Source organism: Haliea sp. E17 (assembly GCF_048323675.1).
GTDB lineage: Bacteria > Pseudomonadota > Gammaproteobacteria > Pseudomonadales > Halieaceae > Mangrovimicrobium.
In genome coordinates, this window is record NZ_JBLWFK010000002.1 from 68,447 (window position 1) to 89,968 (window position 21,522).

At 62.8% G+C, this 21,522-nt stretch carries 23 protein-coding genes and 1 pseudogene; 13 read left to right on the forward strand and 11 right to left on the reverse strand.

What is annotated here, in order from left to right:
* Positions 1-33 precede the first annotated feature (33 nt).
* Positions 34-558: a gamma-glutamylcyclotransferase gene (locus ACNKU3_RS03440; RefSeq protein WP_418258021.1), complete on the reverse strand. Its 525-nt coding sequence runs from the start codon at positions 556-558 to the stop codon at positions 34-36.
* A complete protein-coding gene (locus ACNKU3_RS03445; protein WP_418258022.1) occupies positions 546-1,052 on the reverse strand; it encodes an MOSC domain-containing protein in 507 nt (168 codons plus the stop codon). The genes ACNKU3_RS03440 and ACNKU3_RS03445 overlap by 13 nt, the downstream gene beginning before the upstream one ends.
* A gap of 220 nt (positions 1,053-1,272) precedes the next feature.
* Here ACNKU3_RS03445 and ACNKU3_RS03450 point away from each other — a divergent pair, with 220 nt between their 5' ends.
* Both ACNKU3_RS03450 and ACNKU3_RS03455 read left to right on the forward strand, forming a co-directional pair.
* Complete coding sequence (locus ACNKU3_RS03450) at positions 1,273-3,099, forward strand: DEAD/DEAH box helicase (RefSeq protein WP_418258023.1); 1,827 nt, start codon at positions 1,273-1,275, stop codon at positions 3,097-3,099.
* A 47-nt stretch (positions 3,100-3,146) separates the two neighbouring features.
* Positions 3,147-3,602, forward strand: coding sequence for a nuclear transport factor 2 family protein (locus ACNKU3_RS03455; protein ID WP_418258024.1), 456 nt, complete (start codon positions 3,147-3,149; stop codon positions 3,600-3,602).
* A 10-nt stretch (positions 3,603-3,612) separates the two neighbouring features.
* On the opposite strand, the gene ACNKU3_RS03460 is transcribed toward ACNKU3_RS03455, so the two are convergent.
* The 4 genes from ACNKU3_RS03460 to ACNKU3_RS03475 all read right to left on the reverse strand — a co-directional run bounded on the left by ACNKU3_RS03460 (position 3,613) and on the right by ACNKU3_RS03475 (position 6,220).
* Positions 3,613-4,350, reverse strand: a complete 738-nt coding sequence (locus tag ACNKU3_RS03460; RefSeq protein ID WP_418258025.1) for an alpha/beta fold hydrolase — start codon at positions 4,348-4,350, stop codon at positions 3,613-3,615.
* 182 nt (positions 4,351-4,532) lie between these two features.
* Complete coding sequence (locus ACNKU3_RS03465) at positions 4,533-5,249, reverse strand: ZIP family metal transporter (RefSeq protein WP_418258026.1); 717 nt, start codon at positions 5,247-5,249, stop codon at positions 4,533-4,535.
* 54 nt (positions 5,250-5,303) lie between these two features.
* Entirely contained in the window at positions 5,304-5,627 is a 324-nt protein-coding gene (locus tag ACNKU3_RS03470) for a rhodanese-like domain-containing protein (RefSeq protein WP_418258027.1), read from the reverse strand.
* A 137-nt stretch (positions 5,628-5,764) separates the two neighbouring features.
* Positions 5,765-6,220, reverse strand: a complete 456-nt coding sequence (locus ACNKU3_RS03475) for an RDD family protein (RefSeq protein ID WP_418258028.1) — start codon at positions 6,218-6,220, stop codon at positions 5,765-5,767.
* 210 nt (positions 6,221-6,430) lie between these two features.
* On the opposite strand from ACNKU3_RS03475, the gene ACNKU3_RS03480 reads away from it, so the two are divergent.
* The 3 genes from ACNKU3_RS03480 to ACNKU3_RS03490 all read left to right on the forward strand — a co-directional run bounded on the left by ACNKU3_RS03480 (position 6,431) and on the right by ACNKU3_RS03490 (position 9,214).
* The gene (locus tag ACNKU3_RS03480; protein ID WP_418258029.1) at positions 6,431-6,880 is read left to right on the forward strand and encodes a hypothetical protein; all 450 of its coding nucleotides are present in this window, start codon (positions 6,431-6,433) and stop codon (positions 6,878-6,880) included.
* A 16-nt stretch (positions 6,881-6,896) separates the two neighbouring features.
* Positions 6,897-7,697, forward strand: coding sequence for an alpha/beta fold hydrolase (locus tag ACNKU3_RS03485; protein ID WP_418258030.1), 801 nt, complete (start codon positions 6,897-6,899; stop codon positions 7,695-7,697).
* An 80-nt stretch (positions 7,698-7,777) separates the two neighbouring features.
* Positions 7,778-9,214: a homospermidine synthase gene (locus ACNKU3_RS03490; RefSeq protein WP_418258031.1), complete on the forward strand. Its 1,437-nt coding sequence runs from the start codon at positions 7,778-7,780 to the stop codon at positions 9,212-9,214.
* A 9-nt stretch (positions 9,215-9,223) separates the two neighbouring features.
* Here ACNKU3_RS03490 and ACNKU3_RS03495 read toward each other — a convergent pair whose 3' ends face one another.
* On the reverse strand, positions 9,224-11,473 hold the full coding sequence (locus ACNKU3_RS03495) for an Orn/Lys/Arg decarboxylase N-terminal domain-containing protein (protein ID WP_418258032.1): 2,250 nt from the start codon (positions 11,471-11,473) through the stop codon (positions 9,224-9,226).
* 325 nt (positions 11,474-11,798) lie between these two features.
* On the opposite strand from ACNKU3_RS03495, the pseudogene ACNKU3_RS03500 reads away from it, so the two are divergent.
* The 3 genes and pseudogenes from ACNKU3_RS03500 to ACNKU3_RS03510 all read left to right on the forward strand — a co-directional run.
* Positions 11,799-12,281: pseudogene (locus ACNKU3_RS03500) on the forward strand (midcut-by-XrtH protein); the annotation flags it as partial.
* Between the two features lie 28 nt (positions 12,282-12,309).
* Positions 12,310-12,585 carry a hypothetical protein gene (locus ACNKU3_RS03505; RefSeq protein ID WP_418259043.1) on the forward strand — a complete coding sequence of 92 codons (276 nt, stop codon included), beginning with the start codon at positions 12,310-12,312 and terminating at the stop codon, positions 12,583-12,585.
* 81 nt (positions 12,586-12,666) lie between these two features.
* The gene (locus ACNKU3_RS03510) at positions 12,667-14,088 is read left to right on the forward strand and encodes an NAD(P)/FAD-dependent oxidoreductase (protein ID WP_418258033.1); all 1,422 of its coding nucleotides are present in this window, start codon (positions 12,667-12,669) and stop codon (positions 14,086-14,088) included.
* 78 nt (positions 14,089-14,166) lie between these two features.
* On the opposite strand, the gene ACNKU3_RS03515 is transcribed toward ACNKU3_RS03510, so the two are convergent.
* Both ACNKU3_RS03515 and ACNKU3_RS03520 read right to left on the reverse strand, forming a co-directional pair.
* The gene (locus ACNKU3_RS03515; RefSeq protein ID WP_418258034.1) at positions 14,167-15,075 is read right to left on the reverse strand and encodes a LysR family transcriptional regulator; all 909 of its coding nucleotides are present in this window, start codon (positions 15,073-15,075) and stop codon (positions 14,167-14,169) included.
* 102 nt (positions 15,076-15,177) lie between these two features.
* Positions 15,178-16,656 carry a hypothetical protein gene (locus ACNKU3_RS03520; protein WP_418258035.1) on the reverse strand — a complete coding sequence of 493 codons (1,479 nt, stop codon included), beginning with the start codon at positions 16,654-16,656 and terminating at the stop codon, positions 15,178-15,180.
* A gap of 446 nt (positions 16,657-17,102) precedes the next feature.
* On the opposite strand from ACNKU3_RS03520, the gene ACNKU3_RS03525 reads away from it, so the two are divergent.
* The 5 genes from ACNKU3_RS03525 to ACNKU3_RS03545 all read left to right on the forward strand — a co-directional run bounded on the left by ACNKU3_RS03525 (position 17,103) and on the right by ACNKU3_RS03545 (position 20,406).
* On the forward strand, positions 17,103-17,711 hold the full coding sequence (locus tag ACNKU3_RS03525; protein WP_418258036.1) for an HdeD family acid-resistance protein: 609 nt from the start codon (positions 17,103-17,105) through the stop codon (positions 17,709-17,711).
* 95 nt (positions 17,712-17,806) lie between these two features.
* Entirely contained in the window at positions 17,807-18,193 is a 387-nt protein-coding gene (locus ACNKU3_RS03530; protein ID WP_418258037.1) for a DUF302 domain-containing protein, read from the forward strand.
* 70 nt (positions 18,194-18,263) lie between these two features.
* On the forward strand, positions 18,264-18,506 hold the full coding sequence (locus tag ACNKU3_RS03535) for a hypothetical protein (RefSeq protein ID WP_418258038.1): 243 nt from the start codon (positions 18,264-18,266) through the stop codon (positions 18,504-18,506).
* 365 nt (positions 18,507-18,871) lie between these two features.
* Entirely contained in the window at positions 18,872-19,699 is an 828-nt protein-coding gene (locus tag ACNKU3_RS03540; protein ID WP_418258039.1) for an SDR family NAD(P)-dependent oxidoreductase, read from the forward strand.
* A 146-nt stretch (positions 19,700-19,845) separates the two neighbouring features.
* On the forward strand, positions 19,846-20,406 hold the full coding sequence (locus ACNKU3_RS03545) for a carboxymuconolactone decarboxylase family protein (protein WP_418258040.1): 561 nt from the start codon (positions 19,846-19,848) through the stop codon (positions 20,404-20,406).
* A gap of 99 nt (positions 20,407-20,505) precedes the next feature.
* Here the strand turns inward: ACNKU3_RS03545 and ACNKU3_RS03550 are convergent, their stop codons facing one another.
* Positions 20,506-20,946, reverse strand: coding sequence for a nuclear transport factor 2 family protein (locus ACNKU3_RS03550; protein WP_418258041.1), 441 nt, complete (start codon positions 20,944-20,946; stop codon positions 20,506-20,508).
* A 35-nt stretch (positions 20,947-20,981) separates the two neighbouring features.
* Positions 20,982-21,365, reverse strand: coding sequence for a c-type cytochrome (locus ACNKU3_RS03555; protein WP_418258042.1), 384 nt, complete (start codon positions 21,363-21,365; stop codon positions 20,982-20,984).
* Between the last annotated feature and the right edge of the window lie 157 nt (positions 21,366-21,522).

Genomic DNA, 21,522 nt, shown 5'->3' on the forward strand with positions numbered 1-21,522 from the left:
TTTTTCAGAAAAAGGGCTCTGACCCCTGTCAGGCTAACCCGACAACAACAACTCCAACTCCATCACATGCTCATCTTCATCTCCCAATTCGCGCAGCGCCGCCGCGAGTTGCAGGAGGTAGTCACGATTGCTGCCGCTGGGACCATGCGATGCGGCGATGTGGCTGGCGATTTCCCCGATGGGAGCGTCGCCGAGAAACGCGGGGTTGTCCGGGGCGGCGATGTAGAACACGCCTTCCACCCGCTCGCCGGGATTGCCGCAGAGCATGTGCGTTGCAATCCGTTGGTAGCCGTTCTTTTCCCGGTGATCCAGGTGGGCAAACACGCGGGGGTCCACCAGGTAGGCGACTCCCCGGCATATCCGCCCAGGCGCGGGGATCAGCGTCACCACTCGTCCCGGTCGTTCCGGGGTGCCGCGGTGATCGTGGGAACCCTGCCAGAAACGCCGCTGCCAGCCGCTGATGCTGGCCACCTCCCGGCGCAGGAAAGGGAAATCGACCTTATAGATCAGCGAGCCGTAACCGAAGACCCAGGTGGGGCCGGCTGCTACTCCTCGCATGGCATTTCCACCCGCAGAGAGTCGCCCACGGCAATGCGCCCACCGGCGAGGATGCGGGCGCACAAACCGCCGTGCCCGAGCATGGCCGCCGCGCCGCCCCTGCCCAGCGCCTCTTCCATGCGCGCGCAGGGGTGGCACAGGGCGGTCGCCTCGAACAGTGCGTCGCCAATCCTGAAATGCTGGTAGCGCAGTGCGCTGAGATTGATGCCACGCACGACCAGGTTGCGGCGCAGCAGCCCGGGCGGGATGGTGTCCCGGCCGGTGAAGTGGGCAATCTGGCCGATATATTCCTCGGAAATCAAAGTCACCTGGCGTGCCGAACCGGGGGTCTTGGTGCAGCGATGGTCCCCTTCGAGCCCGAGACCCTCCAGGGCGAGAGCCGAGGTGACCGCGACCATCGGCTCCCGGCGGGCGGGGCGCAGGCCAATCCACGACAGTGTGCCGGGAGGCAGGTCTGCGGCGTAACGACCAATAAGATTTTGCCTGGCGCTCATGGTTTCCCCTGGAAAAAGTCTGGGGACAGTTTACTTAATTCCCGCGCTGGTAGGGCAGGCGCTCACCTGTCCACCTGAATAAAAACCGGACCGACTCCGGGAGTCTGGCGAACTGCCCCCCCTTACTGAAAGAGTGCACAATGTCGCATTGCGGCTACACTACACCTCTGTATAATTGCCGCCCGCCCAACCCGGCACCACCCACCTGCAGGCCTCCGCCATGTCCCCCGAATCCCATGCGACCAGTTTCGCAGACCTCGCGCTACCCGAAACCCTGCAGCAGGCATTGCGGGACGTCGGCTACGAGACCCCGTCCGCCATCCAGGCGCGCACTATCCCCGTTCTGCTGAGCGGCCAGGACCTGGTCGGCCAGGCCCAGACCGGCACCGGCAAGACTGCGGCCTTCGCGCTGCCGGCGCTGGCGAAACTGGACCTGGAACAGGGCGAACCCCAGGTACTGGTGCTGGCGCCGACCCGTGAGCTGGCCATCCAGGTGGCCGAGGCCTTCCAGAAGTACGCCCGCTACATGCCCGGCTTCCGCATCCTGCCGCTGTACGGCGGCTCCGATTACCGCGGCCAGCTGCGCCAGTTGGAGCGCGGCGTGCAGGTGATCGTCGGTACCCCGGGGCGGGTGATGGACCACATGCGCCGGGGTTCCCTGAAGCTGGACAACCTCAAGCTGCTGGTGCTCGACGAAGCCGACGAGATGCTGCGCATGGGCTTTATCGACGACGTCGAATGGGTGCTCACCCAGACACCGCCGGAGCGCCAGATCGCGCTGTTCTCGGCCACCATGCCGGACGCCATCCGGCGCATCGCGCGCTCGCACCTGAGCGAGCCCGCCGAGGTGACCATCGAGACCAAGACCGTCACCAACGAATCCATCCGCCAGCGGGTGTGGATGATGGCCGGCGTGCACAAGCTGGACGCGCTGACCCGCATCCTCGAGACCGAGGATACCGACGGCGTGATCATCTTCGTGCGCACCCGCCTGGCCACCTCCGAGCTGGCGGACAAGCTGGCGGCTCGCGGCTACGTGGCCGCGGCCCTTAATGGCGACGTGGCGCAGAAACAGCGCGAGAAGACTGTCGACCAGTTGAAGAACGGGCAGCTGGATATTCTCGTCGCCACCGATGTCGCCGCCCGCGGCCTCGACGTGGAGCGCATCAGCCACGTCATCAACTACGACATTCCCTACGACGTGGAAGCCTACGTCCACCGCATCGGCCGCACCGGCCGGGCCGGGCGCAAGGGCGAGGCGATCCTGTTCGCCGCCAACCGCGAGCGCCGCCTGCTGCGCGCCATCGAGAAGGCCACCGGCAAGACCATCGAACCGATGGAACTGCCGACTGCCGCCGAGGTGGCGGACAAGCGCGCCGAGCGTTTCCGCGCGCGGATTACCGAGGTGCTCGCCACCCGCGACATCGACGCCATGCGCGAGCTGATCACCGGCTACCAGCAGGAACACGGCGTGCCGGTGCTGGACGTCGCCGCTGCGCTGGCCCTGTTGGTACAGGGTGAAAAGGCGGTGCCCGGCAAGGCGGACAGGGGCGAGCGCGCCGAACCCGCCCGGGAGAAATTCGAGCGCCCATCCTCCCGCGAGCAGCGTGAACCGCGCGAGTTCCGCGAACGCGAGCCGCGCGATTTTGCGCCGCGGGAAAAACGCAAACTCCGCGAAGACAAGGGGCCGCCGCCGGTCGGCATGGAGCGCTTCCGCATCGAGGTCGGCCACAACCACGGCGTCAAGCCCGGCAACATTGTCGGCGCCATCGCCAACGAGGCGGATATCGACAGCCAGTACATCGGCCAGATCGATATCTTCGACGACTACAGCACCGTAGACCTGCCCGACGGCATGCCCAAGGAATTGTTCCAGCACCTGAAAGGCGTGTGGGTCAGCGGCCAGCGGCTGCAGATCAGCCGCCTGGGCGGCAAGCGCGAGGGCAGCAAGGGCAAGCCCGGTGGGAAGCCCAAAGGCAAGGGCGGGCAAGGACCCGTTCAGAAGAGCAAGAAACGCCTGGCGAACAAGAACAGTCCCCGCTCTTGATCGGGGGTGGGCAAAATGCCCGTTGCGGATAACGCGGAGCGCAGGTAATGGTGCAATTCACCCCCGAGCAGTCCCGCTCAGCGGTCGAAATTACCCAACTGGTCAATCTCTGGGCCAATGAACTCGACCTCAACGATGGTCTCTCCATAGCGCCGCTGATTGCACAAGACTGCGTGTATGTGGTGCGCGCCGAGCCCCGTCGCGGCAGGGATGCAGTCGTGCAGTTCTACCAGCAGCGAATGGCGGAACTGCAGGCGAGTCCCTCCGGCCCGCCTTTCCAGCGCCATATCATCTCCAACCTCGTGTTTCAGTTCGGCGATGCCGGTGTCGTCGGCGCAACCTTCCTGCTGACCTACTACGCCGCATTCCAGGCGCCGCCGGTAGCGGGTTTCGCGGGCCCGGTGGCTGTGGCCGACTGCCGAATGCAGTTTTGTCTGGAAGAGGGCGGCTGGAAAATCGCTGAATTCTCCAGCGTACAGAATTTTCACCGCCCCATCAGCTGAAGTACGCCGCTCAGGCAGAATCAGCTTCCACTAACGCGGCAACTTGCAGCAACAGCCGCGCCGTCTCCATGGGCTCCGTCAGCATCAGGTCATGGCCGGTATCCACCTCCCACACGCGTTCGCCCTCGAGGGCGCGCCGACGGGATTCCGCCGGTCTGACCTTCATGCCCCAGGAGGCGTTGATATTGGTAAACGGGATGGCTGTCACGGTAGCCTCGTTTTCCAGCACAAGCGCCTGCTCGTTGCATTTCCATGGGTGGGGCGTCAGGCGCTCCAGTACCCATTGTTGGTCTGCCGGGTCGGTAATCCCCATCAGCTTGACGATTTCCATGCCGGGCCACATGGCGAGTTCCACACCGTCGACGATCCGCGAGGTCTTGCGGGCGTAGTCCATCAGGTCGGGGGAGATATCGCAAAGGGATTCGCCGCCCTTGGGGTGGGCCGCGTCGAGAAAAACCAGGTGCGCGACGCGGTTGGCGGCCCGGTCGGCGACACCGGTAATCACCATGCCGCCATAACTGTGGCCGACGACAATGGCGTCATGAATGTCTTCGTAGTGCAACAGCTGGATGATATCGGTGATGTGGGTGTCCAGATCGGTATCCGGTCCCACCAGGTGGGCTCGTTCACCCAGGCCGGTCAGGGTTGGCGTATAGACCTCGTGGCCCGCGCCGCGCAGCAGGCGCGCGACGCGCTGGTAGCACCAGCCGCCGTGGCCGCCGCCGTGAATCAGTATGTAGGTCGCCATGTTATTTTTCTTATCCGTGTATTGTGTGCCAGCAACGCAGTGTATGTTTGTAACTGGTAGCACTGCAACATCACCGGCAGTGCAATAACCGTGACCGAATGCGCGTCGCGCGAAGAGTGGCTGTACCCTTGAGCGCTTTGCTGATCGCTGTGTCAGCCACTGTCCGAAGCGGTGCGTGTTGCTCAGCCCTCGATAAAGATCTTGCCCAGTATCCCCAGCAGGAAGCCCGCCACCGCTCCCAGCGGCGGCGCCCAGTGCTTTTTCAGGGTGGATTGCGGCGCGATGTCCTGGAACACCACGTAGAGAATTCCCCCGGCGGCGAATAGCGATATCCCCGAGACCAGTTGGGGAAACCCGGAGAGCAAGAAATACCCGGTCAGACCCGCCGCCGGACCGAGCAGGGTCATCAGGGTAAAAGCGCCGACCACGTGCGACGTGCGGTAGTGGGTCGAGGCGGTCAGTTCGCGGCAGGCGTTGAAACCCTCCGGCAGGTTCTGCAGGGCGATGATGCAGGCGAGCAGGATACCGGCGTCGCGGAAGACGACAAAAGTGGCGCCCAGCGCCAGCGCCTCGGGAATGTAGTCCGATAACATCGCCATCAACTGGCTCGCCGGGGTGCCGCGCGCCGCCAGGTGTGCATCCAGCAGCATGAAACAGACGCCGCCACCCATAAAGCACAGGACAATCCACAGCGGCGGCAGGTTGCGGATACCCTCGGGCACCAGCACCAGGGCGATCGCGGCGAGCAGTGCGCCGCCGCCGAAGGCGATGACGCTGTGCCGCACCTCGTTCTCCAGCCAGCGCGGGCGGATGTGCTCTGCGCCGGCGATGGCCGCGCCAATGGGCATGGCGATACCCGCGAACAGGGTGAGGAGGGTGATTTGTATCCAGTCGCTCAAGGTGTGTCGGCTTCCCCGGTGAGGCGGTGGGTTGGCGTGGCCGCGCTATCAGGGTTAGTCGGTTTTCTCCAGGCCGCGCTGCTTGCGCGCATCATCGATGCCGCCGGCGTTGACGACATTGGTGTAGCCGGCCTCATCCAGTTGCGCCTTGGCGATGCCCGCCCGGCGCCCGCTGCCGCAGTAGAGGTGGATCTCGGTGGACTTGTCCGGGAAGGCCTCGGTGACCGCGGGCAGGATATCTTCGTAGGGAACCAGCTTGTCCCCCGCGATATGGTCCTCGGCAAACTCCTCGGGGGTACGGACATCGATCCATACGGCATCGGCGAGGGCCGGTGCGGCGAGCAGAATCGACAGCAACAGAACAGAAATCTTGCGCATGCTAAACGTTCCTCCGGTCATTGGTTAGTGAGCCCTGCGGTTAAGATTGCGGCAATTTCCCCGCAGTGGGCAAGGGCATGATGCCAGAGGCAGCTCCCGGTTGGTGAGCAAAAATTCGGATGTCAGTGCGCCGAAGATCACGAGCCTTCACTGAAGGTAACCTTGTCGTGGCTCAAGTCTCGCACGACCACTGTGCCGGCAATCATGTCGTGAAAGCCGCGTTTGCGGGTGTCTATCCCCACCCAGAGGAAACCCAGGCACAGCGGGATGGTGGAGACAAAGTAGCCGAGGTAGCGCAGGACGGACTGTTGCACCGAGGGCGGCCGGCCGGTTTTCGCGTCGAGGATCTTCAGCCGCAAGGCCATTTTTCCCGGCGTACCGGCGAAGCGGTGCCAGAACCAGATAGTGGCGATGATCGGCAGGAAGTAATTAAGGAGTATATCCCAGGTGCCGTGGACCATCTGTTCCCCCAGCCAGTAGCTTTTTCCATAAATCAGGGTGAGGGGAATACTGAGCACCAGCAGCAGGACAAGCGTGTCGATCAGGACGGCAACCAGGCGAATCCAGAAACCCGCATACGTATAGTCTTCCATGTCTCCTCCGTCTGGATATCCTGCGATGTGTCATTATGCTGCGGCATTGCTCGAAGATGCCAGCTTGAGAGCCAGCGCCGCGAACACCGTGCCGGCAACCCGGTTCAGGTAGACGGATACCGGCTTGCGCATGTAGTGTAGCCGGGATTGACGCCCGGCAGCGTACTGCCAGACACTTTGTACGAGCACGGACAGGAAGGATAAGCAAGCATGTCACTTCTGATGGACGAGCGGCGCAAGGCAACCCCCTGGCACCTCTGGCTGGTGGGCGTGCTGGCGCTGCTCTGGAACGCGGTGGGCGCGATAGATTACGTGATGACCCAGACCCGCAACGAACAGTACATGAGTGCGTTCAGCGAGGAGCAGCTGGCCTTTTTCTACGGCCTGCCCGCCTGGGTGGTGGCCTGCTGGGCGACAGCGGTGTGGGGCGGGGTTGTCGGGTCGCTGTTATTGCTGGCCCGGCGCCGGTTGGCCGTGCCGGTGTTCCTGCTTTCACTGCTGACCATGGTGGCGACATCGGTGCACAACTACCTCCTGTCGAATGGCCTGGAAGTCATGAACGATCCCTTTGCGCTGTGGTTCTCCGGCGCGATATTCGTGATCGCCGTACTCCTGTTCGCCTATGCCGCCTGGCTCAGTCGCCGCAACGTTTTGCGTTGAGGGCCGGCCTCCCGGCTTGTTACGATCTGAGGCGGGTTTTCCGATTTCGCCAGCGACAACAGGTGACACCATCCGCCAACACAATCTGCTACTGATCCACGGCGCCTGGGCCGGCGCCTGGGTCTGGGAGACGATCACACCCCTGCTGTACGAGCAGGGTTTCGAGGTAAAGACCATCGACCTGCCGGGAAACGGCTGTGACGATACGCCGGCGGAGGCAGTCGATATCGGCTGCTACCTGTGCTTCCTGCTCGCAACCATCGCAACGATTGACGGCCCGCTGACGGTGGTGGCCCATTCCGGTGCCGGCGTGCTGGCCACCGCACTCGCGGAAGCCCTGCCGGAGAGGCTCGATGGCGTCGTTATCATTGCCGGTATGCTGTTGCCCTCCGGGGTGGGCTTTGGCGAACTGGTCGACGGCATGATCGATGCCCATCCGGAAGCTGCCGGTATCAATCCCTACCTGAACTGGGATGCGCGGAATGTCAGCACGGTGCCCGCCGATGCCGCCAGGGAAATATTCTTCCAGGACCTCGACCCGGAGACTGCAGCGCAGGCGGCGCAGCGCTTGTGCCCGCAACCGCTGGGCGGCCTGGCGCTGGTGGCGCAGTGGACCGCGGAGCGTGCCGGCAGCGTCCCGCGACTGTATATTGAAGCTACCGAGGATCGCTCGGTGACCCTGGCCGTCCAGCGCCGGATGCAGGCCCTGGTGCCCGGTTCCACGGTCGTGTCCCTGCGGGCCGGCCACGCGCCCCAGGTCAGTCAGCCGGAGGCCGTGGCCGCGGCGATCGGCAGGTTTGTGGGTAAACTGGCCTGACGAAAAATTTTCCAGTCAGGATTTGCGCAGCAGCCGGGAAATTGGTGAACTGTTCCCGTAATTCAATAAGGAGCCACGCCATGACGACAACCTGGCCCCGCTACGGCGCTATCGACGGACCCCTCGTGATGATCGGGTTCGGCTCGATCGGCCGCGGCACCCTGCCGCTGATCGAGCGTCACTTCGATTTCGACAGCAGTCGCTTTGTCGTCATTTCGCCCGATGATGCCGACCGCGGCCTGCTCGACGAGCGCGGAATCCACTACCTGCAACTCGGCCTGACCCCGGACAACTACCGGGAACTGCTCACACCGCTACTGACCGCCGGCGAGGGGCGGGGCTTTTGTATCAACCTGTCCGTCGACGTCGGTTCGCTGGACATGATGAAACTGTGCCGGGAGCTCGGTGTGCTCTACATCGACACCGTGGTCGAACCCTGGGCCGGTTTCTACTTCGATGCGGGCGCCGATCCCTCCGCGCGTACCAACTATGCCCTGCGCGAGACCGTGCGGCAGGAGAAAGCGCGCAATCCCGGCGGGACGACGGCGGTGTCCTGCTGCGGGGCCAACCCGGGGATGGTCTCCTGGTTCGTCAAGGCGGCGCTGCTGGACATCGCGGCCGACTCCGGCCTGGATACCCCCGTGCCGGCGACCCGCGAAGCCTGGGGCCAGTTGATGCGGGACCTCGGCGTCAAGGGCCTGCACATTGCCGAGCGCGATACCCAGCGCAGCCGCGAACCGCGGCCGCTGAACGAGTTCTGGAATACCTGGTCGGTGGAGGGTTTCATTGCCGAGGGCCTGCAGCCGGCGGAACTCGGTTGGGGTACCCACGAAACCTGGATGCCGGAAAACGCCCGCGGTTTCGATACGGGACCGCAGGCGGCGATCTACCTGCTGCAGCCCGGCGCCAACACCCGGGTGCGCAGCTGGACGCCGACGGCCGGGCCGCAGTACGGCTTCCTGGTGACCCACAACGAGTCGGTCTCAATCGCCGACTACTTCACCCTGCGCGCGGCGGATGGCGCGGTGAGCTACCGCCCCACCTGCCACTATGCCTACCACCCCGCCGACGTGGCGGTGCTGAGCCTGGACGAGATGTTCGGGCGCGGCGGCAAGGCACAGGCGACCTTTCATATCCTCGACGAGCACGAGATCGTCGACGGTATCGATGAACTGGGCGTGCTGCTCTACGGCCACGGCAAAAACGCCTACTGGTACGGGTCGCAGCTCTCCATCGAGGAGACCCGTAAACTCGCCCCCTACCAGAACGCCACCGGCCTGCAGGTCACCTCAGCGGTGCTCGCCGGCATGGTCTGGGCGCTGGAAAACCCCGAGGCCGGTATTGTCGAGACGGACGAGATGGACCACCAGCGCTGCCTGGAAGTGCAGCGTCCCTACCTGGGGCCGGTGGTGGGTGTCTATACGGACTGGACGCCGCTCAGCGACCGCGACAGCTTCTTTCCCGAGGATGTCGATACCGCCGATCCCTGGCAGTTTCGCAACGTGCTGGTGCGCTGAGCGACAACCTCAGTCGTCGATGACACAGTCGATGTAGTACTCGGTCTTGCCGTCGACTTCCTCGACGGTCAGGCCGTGGATGTCCGCGTCGAAGCCGGGGAAGCGGCCGTGCAGGTCGCGGGCGAAACGCAGGTAGCGCACGATGGCGCTGTTGAAGCGCTCGCCGGGAATCAGCAGCGGAATGCCGGGCGGGTAGGGCGTCAGCAGGATGGCAGTGATGCGGCCCTCCAACTCGTCGATGGGCACGCGCTCCACCTTGCCGTGCACCAGTGCGGTGTAGGCGTCGATCGGGCGCATCGCCGGGGCCAGGTCGGAGAGGTACATCTCGGTGGTTACCCGGGCGATGTCGTTGGCCTTGTAGATCTCGTGCAGGCCCTGGCAGAGGTCGCGCAGGCCCACGTTCTCGTACCCCGGGTATTCCTCCACCAGGTCGGGCATGATCTTCCACAGCAGATGGTTCTGGTCGTAGGCATCCTTGAACTGCTGCAGTTCGGTGACCAGTGAGTTCCAGCGGCCCTTGGTAATGCCGATGGTGAACATGATGAAGAATGAGTACAGGCCGGTCTTCTCCACGTAGATGCCGTGCTCGCCGAGGTAGTTGGTGACCACCGCGGCGGGGATGCCCACGTCGTCGAAATTGCCGTCGACGTCGAGGCCCGGATTGAGGATGGTCGCCTTGATCGGGTCGAGCATGTTGAAGCCCTCGGCGACATCGCCGAAGCCGTGCCAGCGCTCGTTGGCCTTCAGCGCCCAGTCGGCAGCTTCGCCGATGCCTTCCTCCGCCAGGTAGTCCGGCCCCCAGATCCTGAACCACCAGGCATCGCTGCCGAATTCCTCACCGGCGCGACGCATGGCGCGGCGGAAGTCCATGGACTCGAGGATGGACTCCTCGACCAGCGCGGTGCCGCCGGGGGGCTCCATCATGGCCGCGCTGACGTCGCAACTGGCGATGATGGAGTACTGCGGCGAGGTCGAGGTGTGCATCAGGTAGGCCTCGTCGAAGCGGCCCACGTCCAGCGTCCGGGTTTCGGAGTTCTGCACCAGAATCTGCGAGGCCTGCGACAGTCCCGCCAGCAGCTTGTGGGTCGACTGGGTGGAGAACACCAGCGCGTCGCGGGAGCGCGCCCGGTCCTGGCCGATGGCGTGCATGCCGTGGTAGATGGGGTGGAAGTTGGCGTGCGGCAGCCAGGCCTCGTCGAAGTGCAGGGCGTCTATCTCGGTGTCGAGGGCGTCCTTGATCATGTCGCAGTTATAGACGATGCCGTCATAGGTGGACTGGGTCAGCGCCAGGATGCGCGGCCTGGCCGACTTGTCGTCGATAAAGGGGTTGGCGGCGATCTTGCGGCGGATGGTCTCGATGGAGAATTCCCTGCGCGGGATGGGCCCGATGATGCCGTAGTGGTTGCGGGTTGGCATGAGGAAGACCGGGATCGCCCCGGTCAGGGTGATCGAGTGCAGCACCGACTTGTGGCAGTTGCGGTCGACCACCACCACGTCACCCGGGGCGACGATGGAGTTCCAGACGATCTTGTTCGAGGTCGAGGTGCCGTTGGTGACGAAGAACAGGTGGTCGGTGTTGAAGATACGCGCCGCGTTGCGCTCGCTGGCGGCCACCGGGCCGGTGTGGTCGAGCAGGGAGCCAATCTCGTCCACCGAGTTGCAGATGTCCGCGCGCAGCATGTTCTCGCCGAAGAACTGGTGGAACATCTGCCCGGCGGGAGACTTCAGGAAGGCGACCCCGCCGGAGTGCCCCGGGCAGTGCCAGGAGTAGGAACCGTCCTGGGCGTATTTCACCAGTTCGCGGAAGAACGGCGGCGCCACGCCTTTCAGGTAGTCCTTGGCCTCGCGGATGATGTAGCGGGCGACAAACTCCGGGGTGTCCTCGGACATGTGGATGAAGCCGTGCAGCTCGCGCAGGATGTCGTTGGTGACGTGGCGGGAGGTACGCGTCTCGCTGTAGAGGAAGAGCGGCACGTCGGCGTTCTTGAAGCGGACTTCCTGGACGAAGGTGCGCAGGCGGAGCAGGGCGGCCTCTTCATCCTCGGGGGTGGAGAATTCTTCGTCGTCGATCGACAGGATGAAGGCGGAGGCGCGGGCGCTCTGCTGGGCCAGGCTCGCGGTGTCTGCGGGGTTAGTGACCCCGAGCACTTCCATGCCGGCGTTCTCGATGGCCTCGGCCAGGGCGCGAACCCCCAGGCCGCTGGAATTCTCCGAGCGAAAATCTTCATCGATGATGACAATGGGGAAGCGAAACTTCATCTGCGGGCGTCCTCTGTGTGATCGTGGCCAGTTTGCTGGAGGCCGCCCCGGGCAGTCTGGGACGACAGTCTTTGCACCCCATTATAGTTGGCTGTTGGGCCAGTTTTCTCAACACCCATTCCGGTATTAATCGCGAAATTTGGCCCCGGTGTCTTCCCGCTCCGGTTTCATTGTCAGCCTTCATGCTGCCGGGGCGCCGAAATATCGCGACCGGCGGCCAGGAAGGTGGGTGGTGCCCACCAGTGCCTGACTATACGGGCAGGGTTGTGGTCTTCTTCCGGGATTGTAAAATGCACTTTCATGACATGCACAGGAGCATTCAGGGATGAGGCTTACTTCCGGGTTTATCGTTTTATCGGCCATGGCCGGCCCCGCGCTGGCGCAAACCGCCACCGGCTCACTGAGCTATGTGCCAAGCCTCGCGGACGCCGCCGCGGCAGCGCCGGTGCCGATACCCGCGCTGCTTTTGCTACCGCTTGCCGTTGGCCTGGCCCTTCTGGGAATTCGAACCCTGCGCAATCAATCCGGCGGGCGCCTGCTTGGCGCGCTGCTGGTGGTTTCCGGGCTCGGTGCAGGTATTGCTGCCGGCCTGCAAATTCCCTCTGTCACCGCAGCGGACACCGAGTGGATCAACCTCGACAAGCCGACCGGCGGCACCGTCGATATTCCCCAGATCGATGCGATTTACACCAATACTTCCGGTGTCCCCCTGACCATCGGTACAGTGGTGGCGCCGCCATACTGCACCAGCTCGTCGCCTGCGGACGAGTGTGTGGCGGGTCTGGTGCTCGCCATTGGCGCCAGTTGTTCGACAGCGTACAGCTGCGCAGTGTTTGGTGTTGGTGGAGTTGGGGGTGCTGGCGGTGATGCTGGTGCTGGTGGCGTTGGTGGTGCCGGTGGTGATGGCGGTGCTGGTGGTGCTGGTGGTGATGGCGGTGCTGGTGGAGTTGGCGGCACTGGCGGGGCCGGCGCCACTGGTGGCACTGGTGGCGCTGGTGGCACTGGTGGCACTGGTGGCATTGGCGGGACTGGCGGGACTGGCGGTGCCGCCGGGTAAATTAGCAATGACGGCGCTGGCGGGGCTGGTTGAGCTTCGGGGAATGTTCGCCTGAACGCCGACTGGATTGGCCCGCCCGCCGCTCCCGCTACCGGAGTCGGCTAAACTGTCCCCGAAACCAAGCTGATAGACGTCCATGCACCACGATTTGCGCCAGTGCTACTGGTTCGACAGCCTCACCAACGGTGCAGGCGCAAGGCCTTCCCTGCAGCAGGACATCGACGTTGACATCGCCATCGTCGGCGCAGGCTATACCGGGCTCTGGACGGCCTACCACCTGAAGCAACTCAAGCCCGAATTATCCATCGTGATACTGGAAGCGGAGCACGTGGGTTTCGGCGCATCCGGCCGCAACGGCGGCTGGCTGATGGGCGAGATCGCGGGGCTGGACAGCTATCTTGCGGCCCGTAATGAAGACCTGCGCACGCTCGCTTACCGCGAAGTTCACAGCATTCCCGCGCGGGCTGGCGAAGTATTGCAGCGCGAGGGGATCGATTGCGATTTTGCCCATGGCGGCGCGATCTATGCCGCGGCCCGCTACCCCGGGCAACTGGCCATGGCCCGCGCGCACCTCGCTGCGCTGCGCGCCGCGGGGCATAGCGAGGCGGATTACCGCTGGCTGGACGCGGATGAACTTCGCCAGCTTGCGCGCGTTGCCGGTGGCCGCGGGGCGATCTTCACTCCACATGTCGCCGCCGTGCAGCCCGCGAAACTGGTGACGGGACTGGCTAGTGTGGTGGAGCGCCATGGCGTGCGCATCCACGAGGGCAGCAGGGTGATCGCATCGTCTGCCGGCGAATTGCACACCGCGACCAGTCGCGTGCGCGCCCCCGTCGTGATCTCGGCTCTGGAGGGTTACGGGGCCGGCGCCGATAGCGCCACGAAATCCGGGCGGCCATTTATCCTGCCATTCCAGAGCGGCATGGTGATAAGCGAACCGCTGTCCGCTGCCATCTGGGACGAGATCGGCCTCGCCGGCCGGCAGGTGCTGTCCGATTACAGCAGGCTGGCCACTTACGTGCAGCGAACGCAGGATGACCGGCTGGTGTTCGGTGCCCGGGGCGGCTATCGCTTTGGGGGCAAGCCGATCAGTTCGTTCTCCGGGGACGATCCCGCCTTCGAGACCCGCCGCCGACTCGCCCGCAGCTTTTTCCCGGTGCTGGAACAGGCAGCGTTTACCCATGCCTGGGGCGGAACGCTCGGTATTGCCCGCCGGTTTGCACCGCATGTGGTCTACGACAGGGCCCGTGGGGAGGGCACGGCGGGCGGCTATACGGGGGAGGGTGTGGGCGCGTCCTTCCTGTTCGGGCTGACCCTTGCCGAGCTTGTCCTTGACCAGGACAGCGTGCGCACCTGCCTGCCCTGGGTATTCCGGGGTAATAGCGCGGATGTACTGCGGCGCTGGGAGCCGGAACCGCTGCGCTGGTTGGGGTTCAAGGCAGCATGGGGTGTGTACGGGTGGGAGGAATCGGTACTCAGCAGGGGCAGTGCGGGGCGCTGGCACAAGCGCCTGGCCGGCATGGCCGGGGCAGCGGTCGCCCGGCTGTTGTCACCGTGAAAAGTTTTAGGGGTCAGAGCCCTTTTTGGCCGATTTTGATGGGGTCCCGGGCTGGCAGTGGGCGCGAGGGTCATTGCCTCAGCCGGCCATGACCGCCCGCAACTGCTCCCGCAGCCAATGGTGGGCCGGGTCTCTGTGGTAGCGCCGCGCCCATACCAGGTAAACGGCCAGGGGAGGTGCGGGGATCGGCAGTTCATGCACAACCAACGATTCGCGCGCCGCGAAGAAGCTGGCGAGGGCATGGGGCATGATGCACAGTTGATCGGTATGCAGGATGACCGGGATCATGGCGCTGAACTGGGTTACCCGGGCTCCCGGCCTGCGTTCTACTCGGTTGTTGCCCATGAAACTCTCGAAATGCCCCGTGCCGCTGGGTGTGGGCAGCAGGGTAACGTGCTGTTCTGCGCAAAATGTTGCAGTTGTAAGGCGGGTTGCCGCGCGTGGATGATCGCTGCGACAGACCACGGCCAGCCGGTCTTCCAGTACCCGTGTCGATTCCAGCCCGCGGTCCGCCGGTATGGCGTAGTGCACGGCGACGTCGATTTCTCCGTTCAGTAAGGGGCGGGCGTAATCGCCTGGCATCAGCGGGGTAATCTCGGTGGTAATGCCCGGCGCCTCCCTGGCCAGCAGGGCAACCAGCGGGCCGTGGTGCAACAGTTCCACGTAATCGCCGCCCATGATGGTGAAATGCCGCGCGCAGTTGGCTGGTTCGAAGGCTCGGGATTGCTCAAATTCGCTGCGCAGCATTTCCAGCGCCTGCGAGGTGGTGGCGTAGATTTCACTCGCCCGGGGCGTCGGCGACATGCCGTAGCGGGTACGCACAAACAGCTCGTCGCCCAGTGTGTCGCGCAGGCGCTGCAGTGCCGCGCTTACCGCGGGCTGGCTCATACCCAGTTTTTCACCGGCCTGTGACAGTTGGCCGGTTTCCATGATCGCATCGAACACGGGCAGTAGATTCAGGTCTACCGACCTCAGGTTCATTTTCATTGGCGCGAGCCCGCTCCCTGCGCTCCAGATCAAACCTCAGTGTAAGCGAAGATTCGATTTGTTCAATTGCGCCGCGAGGCAGAGTGGCGGGCCGCGCCGGTATTACGGGACTCTTGTCAGGCTTTCGGTGGACTTCCGGTTGAGGGATGTCAGGGATTCATAGGATTTCTTGATCTGTTTTACCACGGCCTTCTGCCTGGTCTCCAGTGAGAGAATCAGTTCCTTGCTGGCACCGATTTTCGCATCTTTCAGCTGGCTTTCGAACGTCGACGCACGCCTCCACGTTTCACCCAGGTCGGTCTCCGCCTCGCTGAGAGCCTTGTCGATATTTGGCGAGTCTTCGGGAGATCGGGTCCTGGCATTGACGCTGAACTTCGTCGCTTCCTCTAGTTCGGCTTGCAGGATCGCGATGTCCTGCTTGTTGAGTTTGTTGTCGACATCATAGGATTTCAGCACTGCTGTCTTGACCTCGGGGTCATCCAGGTAGCCTTTCTTGTCCAGTTTCCCGGTTTTCACGTCCAGGGGCCTGCCCTTGTCGTCGTCCTTGATGGTCTTGCTGAGATCCTTCACGCGCACTTCGGCAGCTTTCGCGTCCTTCTCTTCCTCGTAGCCGTTCTTCTCGGCCTCTTTCTTGTTTTCGTCAAATTGCGCATCGTACCCTTCATAGGTTGCTTTCTTCTCGTTCAGCTCTTCGTTCCTGCGATCATCCAGTTCTCCAAGGTCCTCTTCAAAATCGTCGTTGGGGCCGTAGGGTTCAAGGGCTTTCCTCAGTTCGTCCTGGGCCTCGCTTTCCCTGTCGATCTCATCCTCGATAACGGCAACCGGCGAGGCGTTGACCAGCATTACCCGGCGACCGGTTTCCAGCGCGAGGTTCAGTTGCGGCGAACTGCCGGGCCCTTTGGCGCTCCAGCTGTCGAGCAGGAAGGGCGGGTCGTAGACGAATTCCTCATCCTGGCCGACTGAAATCACCGTCGGGTTGTCCAGTTCGTCGAACTCTATGGTGAGAGCGCCACCCGGCCCCCTCAAAACTTCCGCGACATTGAGCGCGGCACCGTCCGAGAATCCGGGAAACCACCGGTTGCGCATCGTCGATTGCCCGGATAGCACCGTATACTGGTCCGCGGGTCCGGCGGTTTCGATGAGGGTGAACGGCATTTCCTCATCGGGTTCCAGCTCGTCGGCGGGGTTGGGATCGGCGATGCTGAAGGTCACCCTGGCCCACTCGGCCCCGGCGCCGTCAGTGGCTTCATTCGCATCGTGGATGATAAACAGGGCAAGGGCGAGGTCGCTCGCCTCTACCAGGAAGAATCGGGAACCGGAGGCCACGTCGCTGGGGAAGGGTGGATTCAGCAAGTCGCCGTTATAGGAGCCGTCAATGAAGTTATAGACATCCGCGGCTTCGCGGTTGTGGGCGTCGAATGCGGTCAGTTTGCCCACGTAGTTGAAAATAAAGTCGTTAGCGCCCGCTGCACTCTCCTGGTACACGCGAACGCTGTACCTGCCAAGGTTGCCTTCCCCCTGGGCGGCGGCACCTGATGCGCCGACCAGGCCTGCCAGTACTGCCACGGTCAATCGTTTCATTTCCCGCTCCTCCCACTTCCATTGTTGAAGTTACAACCACAGCGGATGCTGTGGCTGGTGTCACGCGGATCGGGAATCAGCATGGTCCAGCGTGCTGGCCAGGACCAAGCAATAATTGATATGTGAGAAATTTACAGGGCTGATATCAGGGGGAGGGCGGGAAATAAGGGCCTTTTATGGTGCATTTTTAGCCTGGCGGTGCAGAAGGGCCAGGCGTTATCCGGGGAGCGCGCAGGATTCAGAGCCAGTAACCGGCAACGCACTTGCCATCGCGGGGCAGGTCTTCGAAGTTAACAAGCCCCTCGAAGTGCCATTTCACCTTGCTGCAGCGGCAGGAACCTTCCAGCGTCTCGATATTGCTCCACTGTTTTTCCCGTGCAGCTTTTCACCAGCGCTGGAGTGGCCTATAACTACTTCCGACATTTACAACAATAGTGGATGGAGCCATGGATAACGAGAATAACCGTCCAACCCTGGAGGCGGTTGCCGTGGGCGTGAAGGCCGGTGTCGCCGGCAAGCTCGGCAACGTCTGGTGGTTTCTGGTGCTGCGTGGAGTGCTGGCGGTGCTGCTGGGCGTTTTCGCGCTTTTCTGGCCGGACCAGAACCTGCGATTGCTCCTGCTGGCGGTAGGTGTCTACTGTCTTGCCGACGGCGCGACCACGCTGGTTGGCGCACTGCGGCATTCGACGCTGCACGAACAATTCGCCCAGGCCATCCTGGTGCTTGCGATCGGCGTGGTTCTGGTCTTCTGGCCGGGTGCCACCTTGCGCACACTGCTGATCACTCTCGGCGCCGCGGTCTTTTTTGTCGGCTTCGGCCAGATCACCACCGCGCGGCAACTGCCCGTGGACGACCCGACCAGGGAAACCACCCGGCGAATCGGGCTCGGCATGGCGGCTGTGGGGTTCGTGCTTGCATTCTGGCCGGGCTCCGGTGTCGCCGTCATCTCCTGGGTCATCGGGATTGCCGCGCTCCTCATTGGCGCGTTGCTGCTCTTCCTCGGTACGCGCTTCAAACGGCTGCAGCACCGGGTTGACGCCGCCCGGATACAGTGAGCGGAGAATAGCAATAGAGCGGCCAGGGCCCTTCTGGTAGTTGACCTGAACAGGGCCAATGAAAAAGGGCGTTGTCCCTGAATAGGAAGAAAGAGATGTATACGATCCTTGAAAGTAGCAAGTCGTTTGAGGACACATCCCGTGACCTGGACGCCGCCGTGAAGCGCAACGGGTTTGGCGTCCTGCATGTTCACGACCTGGGCAATACGCTCAGGAGCAAGGGGATCGATTACGCCGAAGAATGCAGGGTTTTCGAGGTCTGCAATCCGCTGCAGGCTTCGAAAGTCCTGGCAATCGATGTGCGATTGAATATGGCCCTGCCCTGTAGAATCTCTGTGTACACAGAACAGGGGCAGGTGAAAATCGGCTATATCCAGCCGGCGGACATGTTAAGTGGCTTATCCAGCAATCCGGCACTTGCTGAAATTGCCGGCGAGGTTGAAACCTCCATGGCCAGCATTGTGAATGAAGCCATACAGTAGGGAACCAGGGGCGGTTACCTGCTCGCCCGTGATAGAGTTGTAATCGCATCAACGTGACTGGAGTAGCCTGGTGTCCACAGGGAAAATTTGGTTCAAGGGAATCCACAAACGCCTGTGGATTCCCGTCTCGCTCGAGGGCTGGGCAGTCACACTGCTGTTTTTTGTCGGCGTCGGGGTGATCCACAGCATCAACGATGTACCTGCGGGTGCCAATTTGACGTTGGGACAGGTCGGGATAGTGGCGCTCGAGTTTCTGGTCCTGATCGGTGTGCTCTATGGGTTGACGAGGGGGCGAGTGGACAAGCATTACTGAAGCATGCTGCTTTCCAGTGCCTGTAACCAGCCCCGGAGTTTAACGCCTGTTTCTTCGGCTTCCTGATATACCAGAACCCACTGGCCAACAGGCCGAGAACCGCTAAGGGTAGCCCCAACAGGTTGACCGGTACCGGAGGGAACGGTTCGCCTGGCGTCTTAACGTCCAGGTCGGCCAATTGCAGGAGAGCGCAATCCCGGATTGCAGGAGGCTGTCAGCCAAACTGGCGCCTGTATTGGAAAAGTTTCTCGCCGCTTGCCGGAACTTGGCTAAACTGACCGGGTAGTTCATCTCGATAGCCAGGAGAAATGGACTCGACTGCTTGCCACATTCAGGCCACAGCAAACAATAACGAGGCAACCCGGATGGCAGACCTGCAAAAATACGGCCCATGGGCACTGGTGATAGGCGGCTCGGAGGGTGTGGGTGCAGCCTTCGCCCGCCTGCTGGCGGCGGATGGATTCAAGCTGGTGCTGGTGGCGCGCAAGCCTGAGCCACTGGAAACGCTGGCCGCTGAATTGCGTGAACTGGGCGCCGAGGTGCGGGTCCTGTCGGCAGATTTGAGCCAGCCCGCTGTGCTCTCGCAGGTGCGTGCGGTGACCGATGATATCGAGGTCGGCCTGCTGGTCTATAACGCCGGTGCGAATAACACCCGCGGGCTGTTCGTCGAGCTGCCGGAAGAGGTGACGCAATCGGTGATTGCAATCAATGTGCTCGGCCAGGCGAATTTCGCACGGCACTACGGGGCGCTGATGGCCGCTCGGGGACGCGGCGGGATAATCCTCGGCGGCTCCCTCAGCAGTTACCTCGGTTCCCCCACTCTTGCCGCCTATACCGGTTCCAAGGCTTTCAGCCGCATCTTTTCCGAATCCCTGTGGGCTGAAATGGCGCCGCTCGGCGTCGATGTCCTGCATCTTAATATCGGTTTTACCGCCACCCCGGCCATGGCCCGGCTCGGTATGCCCGTGGAACTGGCCGAACCGCCGGAGACCGTGGCGCGCGAAGGCCTGGAGAATATCGCCAACGGTCCGGTCTGGATCGTGAGTACGCCGGGCAATATCGAGCGTGCCCGGCTGATCAGCACCGTCGACAACCGCGCCCAGACCGTGCGCACCCATGCTATCGCGCCGCGCGATAAAACCGCAGAAGCGGCGCGGGCGCAGCAGAAGCTGGCGGGAGAATCCTCGAAGTAAAGGGGCAGGGGGGATGCGCCCCGCGTCGACCGGGCGTGTGATGGTTACGCCGCAGGCGTGCAAACATGTCCTGGCTCCTTGTAGGGTGTAGCGGGGGAGTTAAGGTAAACTGTACCCATAACCAGATAACGATGGAGGAAGCAGCAATGCGCGTGGACCTTCCAGAAGAGTATCGCGAAAACCCGACAGCCAATCTCGGCCGTCGCTATCCCTCGGAAATTCTCGCGGCGGCGCAGAACTACGGCGCCCAGCCCTACCAGCACAGCACGCTGTCGCTGCGCGAGTTGGAAGGCGCGCGCTATCGCACCGCGCTGATCAACGGCTGCAATGTCTGCAAGAACTTCCGCGGTGCGCGCGATTTCCCGGGGCTCTTCGAAGTCTTTGACGGCGACCTGGAGAATTCCGTCTACACACACGGCCCGGCGCCCGACGAGGCCTACTACCAGAATGTCCTCAACTGGCGCGACTACCCCGGCTACAGTACCCGCGAGCGCGTGGCCATCGCCTACGCCGAGGGCATGGGAGAAGCGCCGCAGGCAATTTCCGCAGACGAGGAATTCTGGGCGCTGGCCAAGTCGGTCTTCAGCGACGAGGAAATCGTCGAGATGACCTATTCGATCGCCGCCTGGATGGGCCTGGGCCGCGCGATGCATGTGTTGGGCATGGACACCGTGTGCTCGTTTGCGCCGCTCGAGGCTGAAGTTTAGGGACGGTCTGCCCGGCTATTGCAAGATGGCAGCGGGGAGCCGGGTATATTTACTGCGCACTCGAACGCGGCAACCGGGTGACCTGTCCTCCCTGCTGGCCTAACCCGCTACGGTCCTGGCTATACGCACCCGGGTAAGGTGCGTGGCAGCGATCTTCCAGGCACCATCAACTTTCCGATAGGTTTCATGGTAGTGGCCGAAGCCGTGGGTGATGTCACCATCGCCCGAGTCGATGATATCTTCCATCGCCCAAATGCCCCGCGCTTCACTGTCGCTGACGAGGTCAATTTCCGGCATGTGGCCATGGTGCATGGTTTGCGCCGTCGCAAATACATCCGCCACATAGTCTACGATCGCCTCACGGCCTTCCAGCCTGGGTGCCGGGTTTCCATCCTGGCCGCCGGTAGACACGGCGAGATCAAAGAGCAGGGTGGCGTCTTCTGTGAACACGTCGCGCCAGCCATTCCAGTCCTTGGTGTCCATGCAGCGGAAATAGCGCGCTTTCAGTTTCTTGATATTTTCGATTTCAACGAGTTCCACGATTCAATCCTCGGCGGGGAGAGGGCAATGGCCCCTTATTCGCTGGATGGCATCGAGGCCCTGGCCGCCTGTACTTCCTTTTCAGTGACTACCAGAACCTCGCCGCCCCAACTGTTGGTGATGTAGGCAATGATCGCCACGATTTCGGTATCGGTGAGGAAATTGAGCGGGGGCATCAGGGTTGTATCCTTGTCCGCAGCGCCTTCCAGGTGCCCTTTACGGCCGTTGAGGATGGTCTGGATGAGCAGCGACCGGTCGTGCAACAGGGCGGGATTGTGGAGTGAGGGATAGAGGGCTCCCTCGCCCTCGCCGTTGTCCTGGTGGCACTTCGCGCAGATCTCCGCAAAGACCTGTGAGCCGAGCGCAATATCGTCGCGAATTTCCTGTTCCGAAGCGGGCGCCGCCAGTGAGAGGAGCAACAGGCTAGAGGCTAATGCTGGGGCTATGCGGAAGCTGGGCAAGGATGAATCCTCTGAATGCGGTCACTGTATGCATCGAGTATAGAATAAAATCGCCCGCCGCCGCCCCCCTTTATAGGCGTCGTCTTGCCTGATCCGCGCGGGATACCTCGCGCAA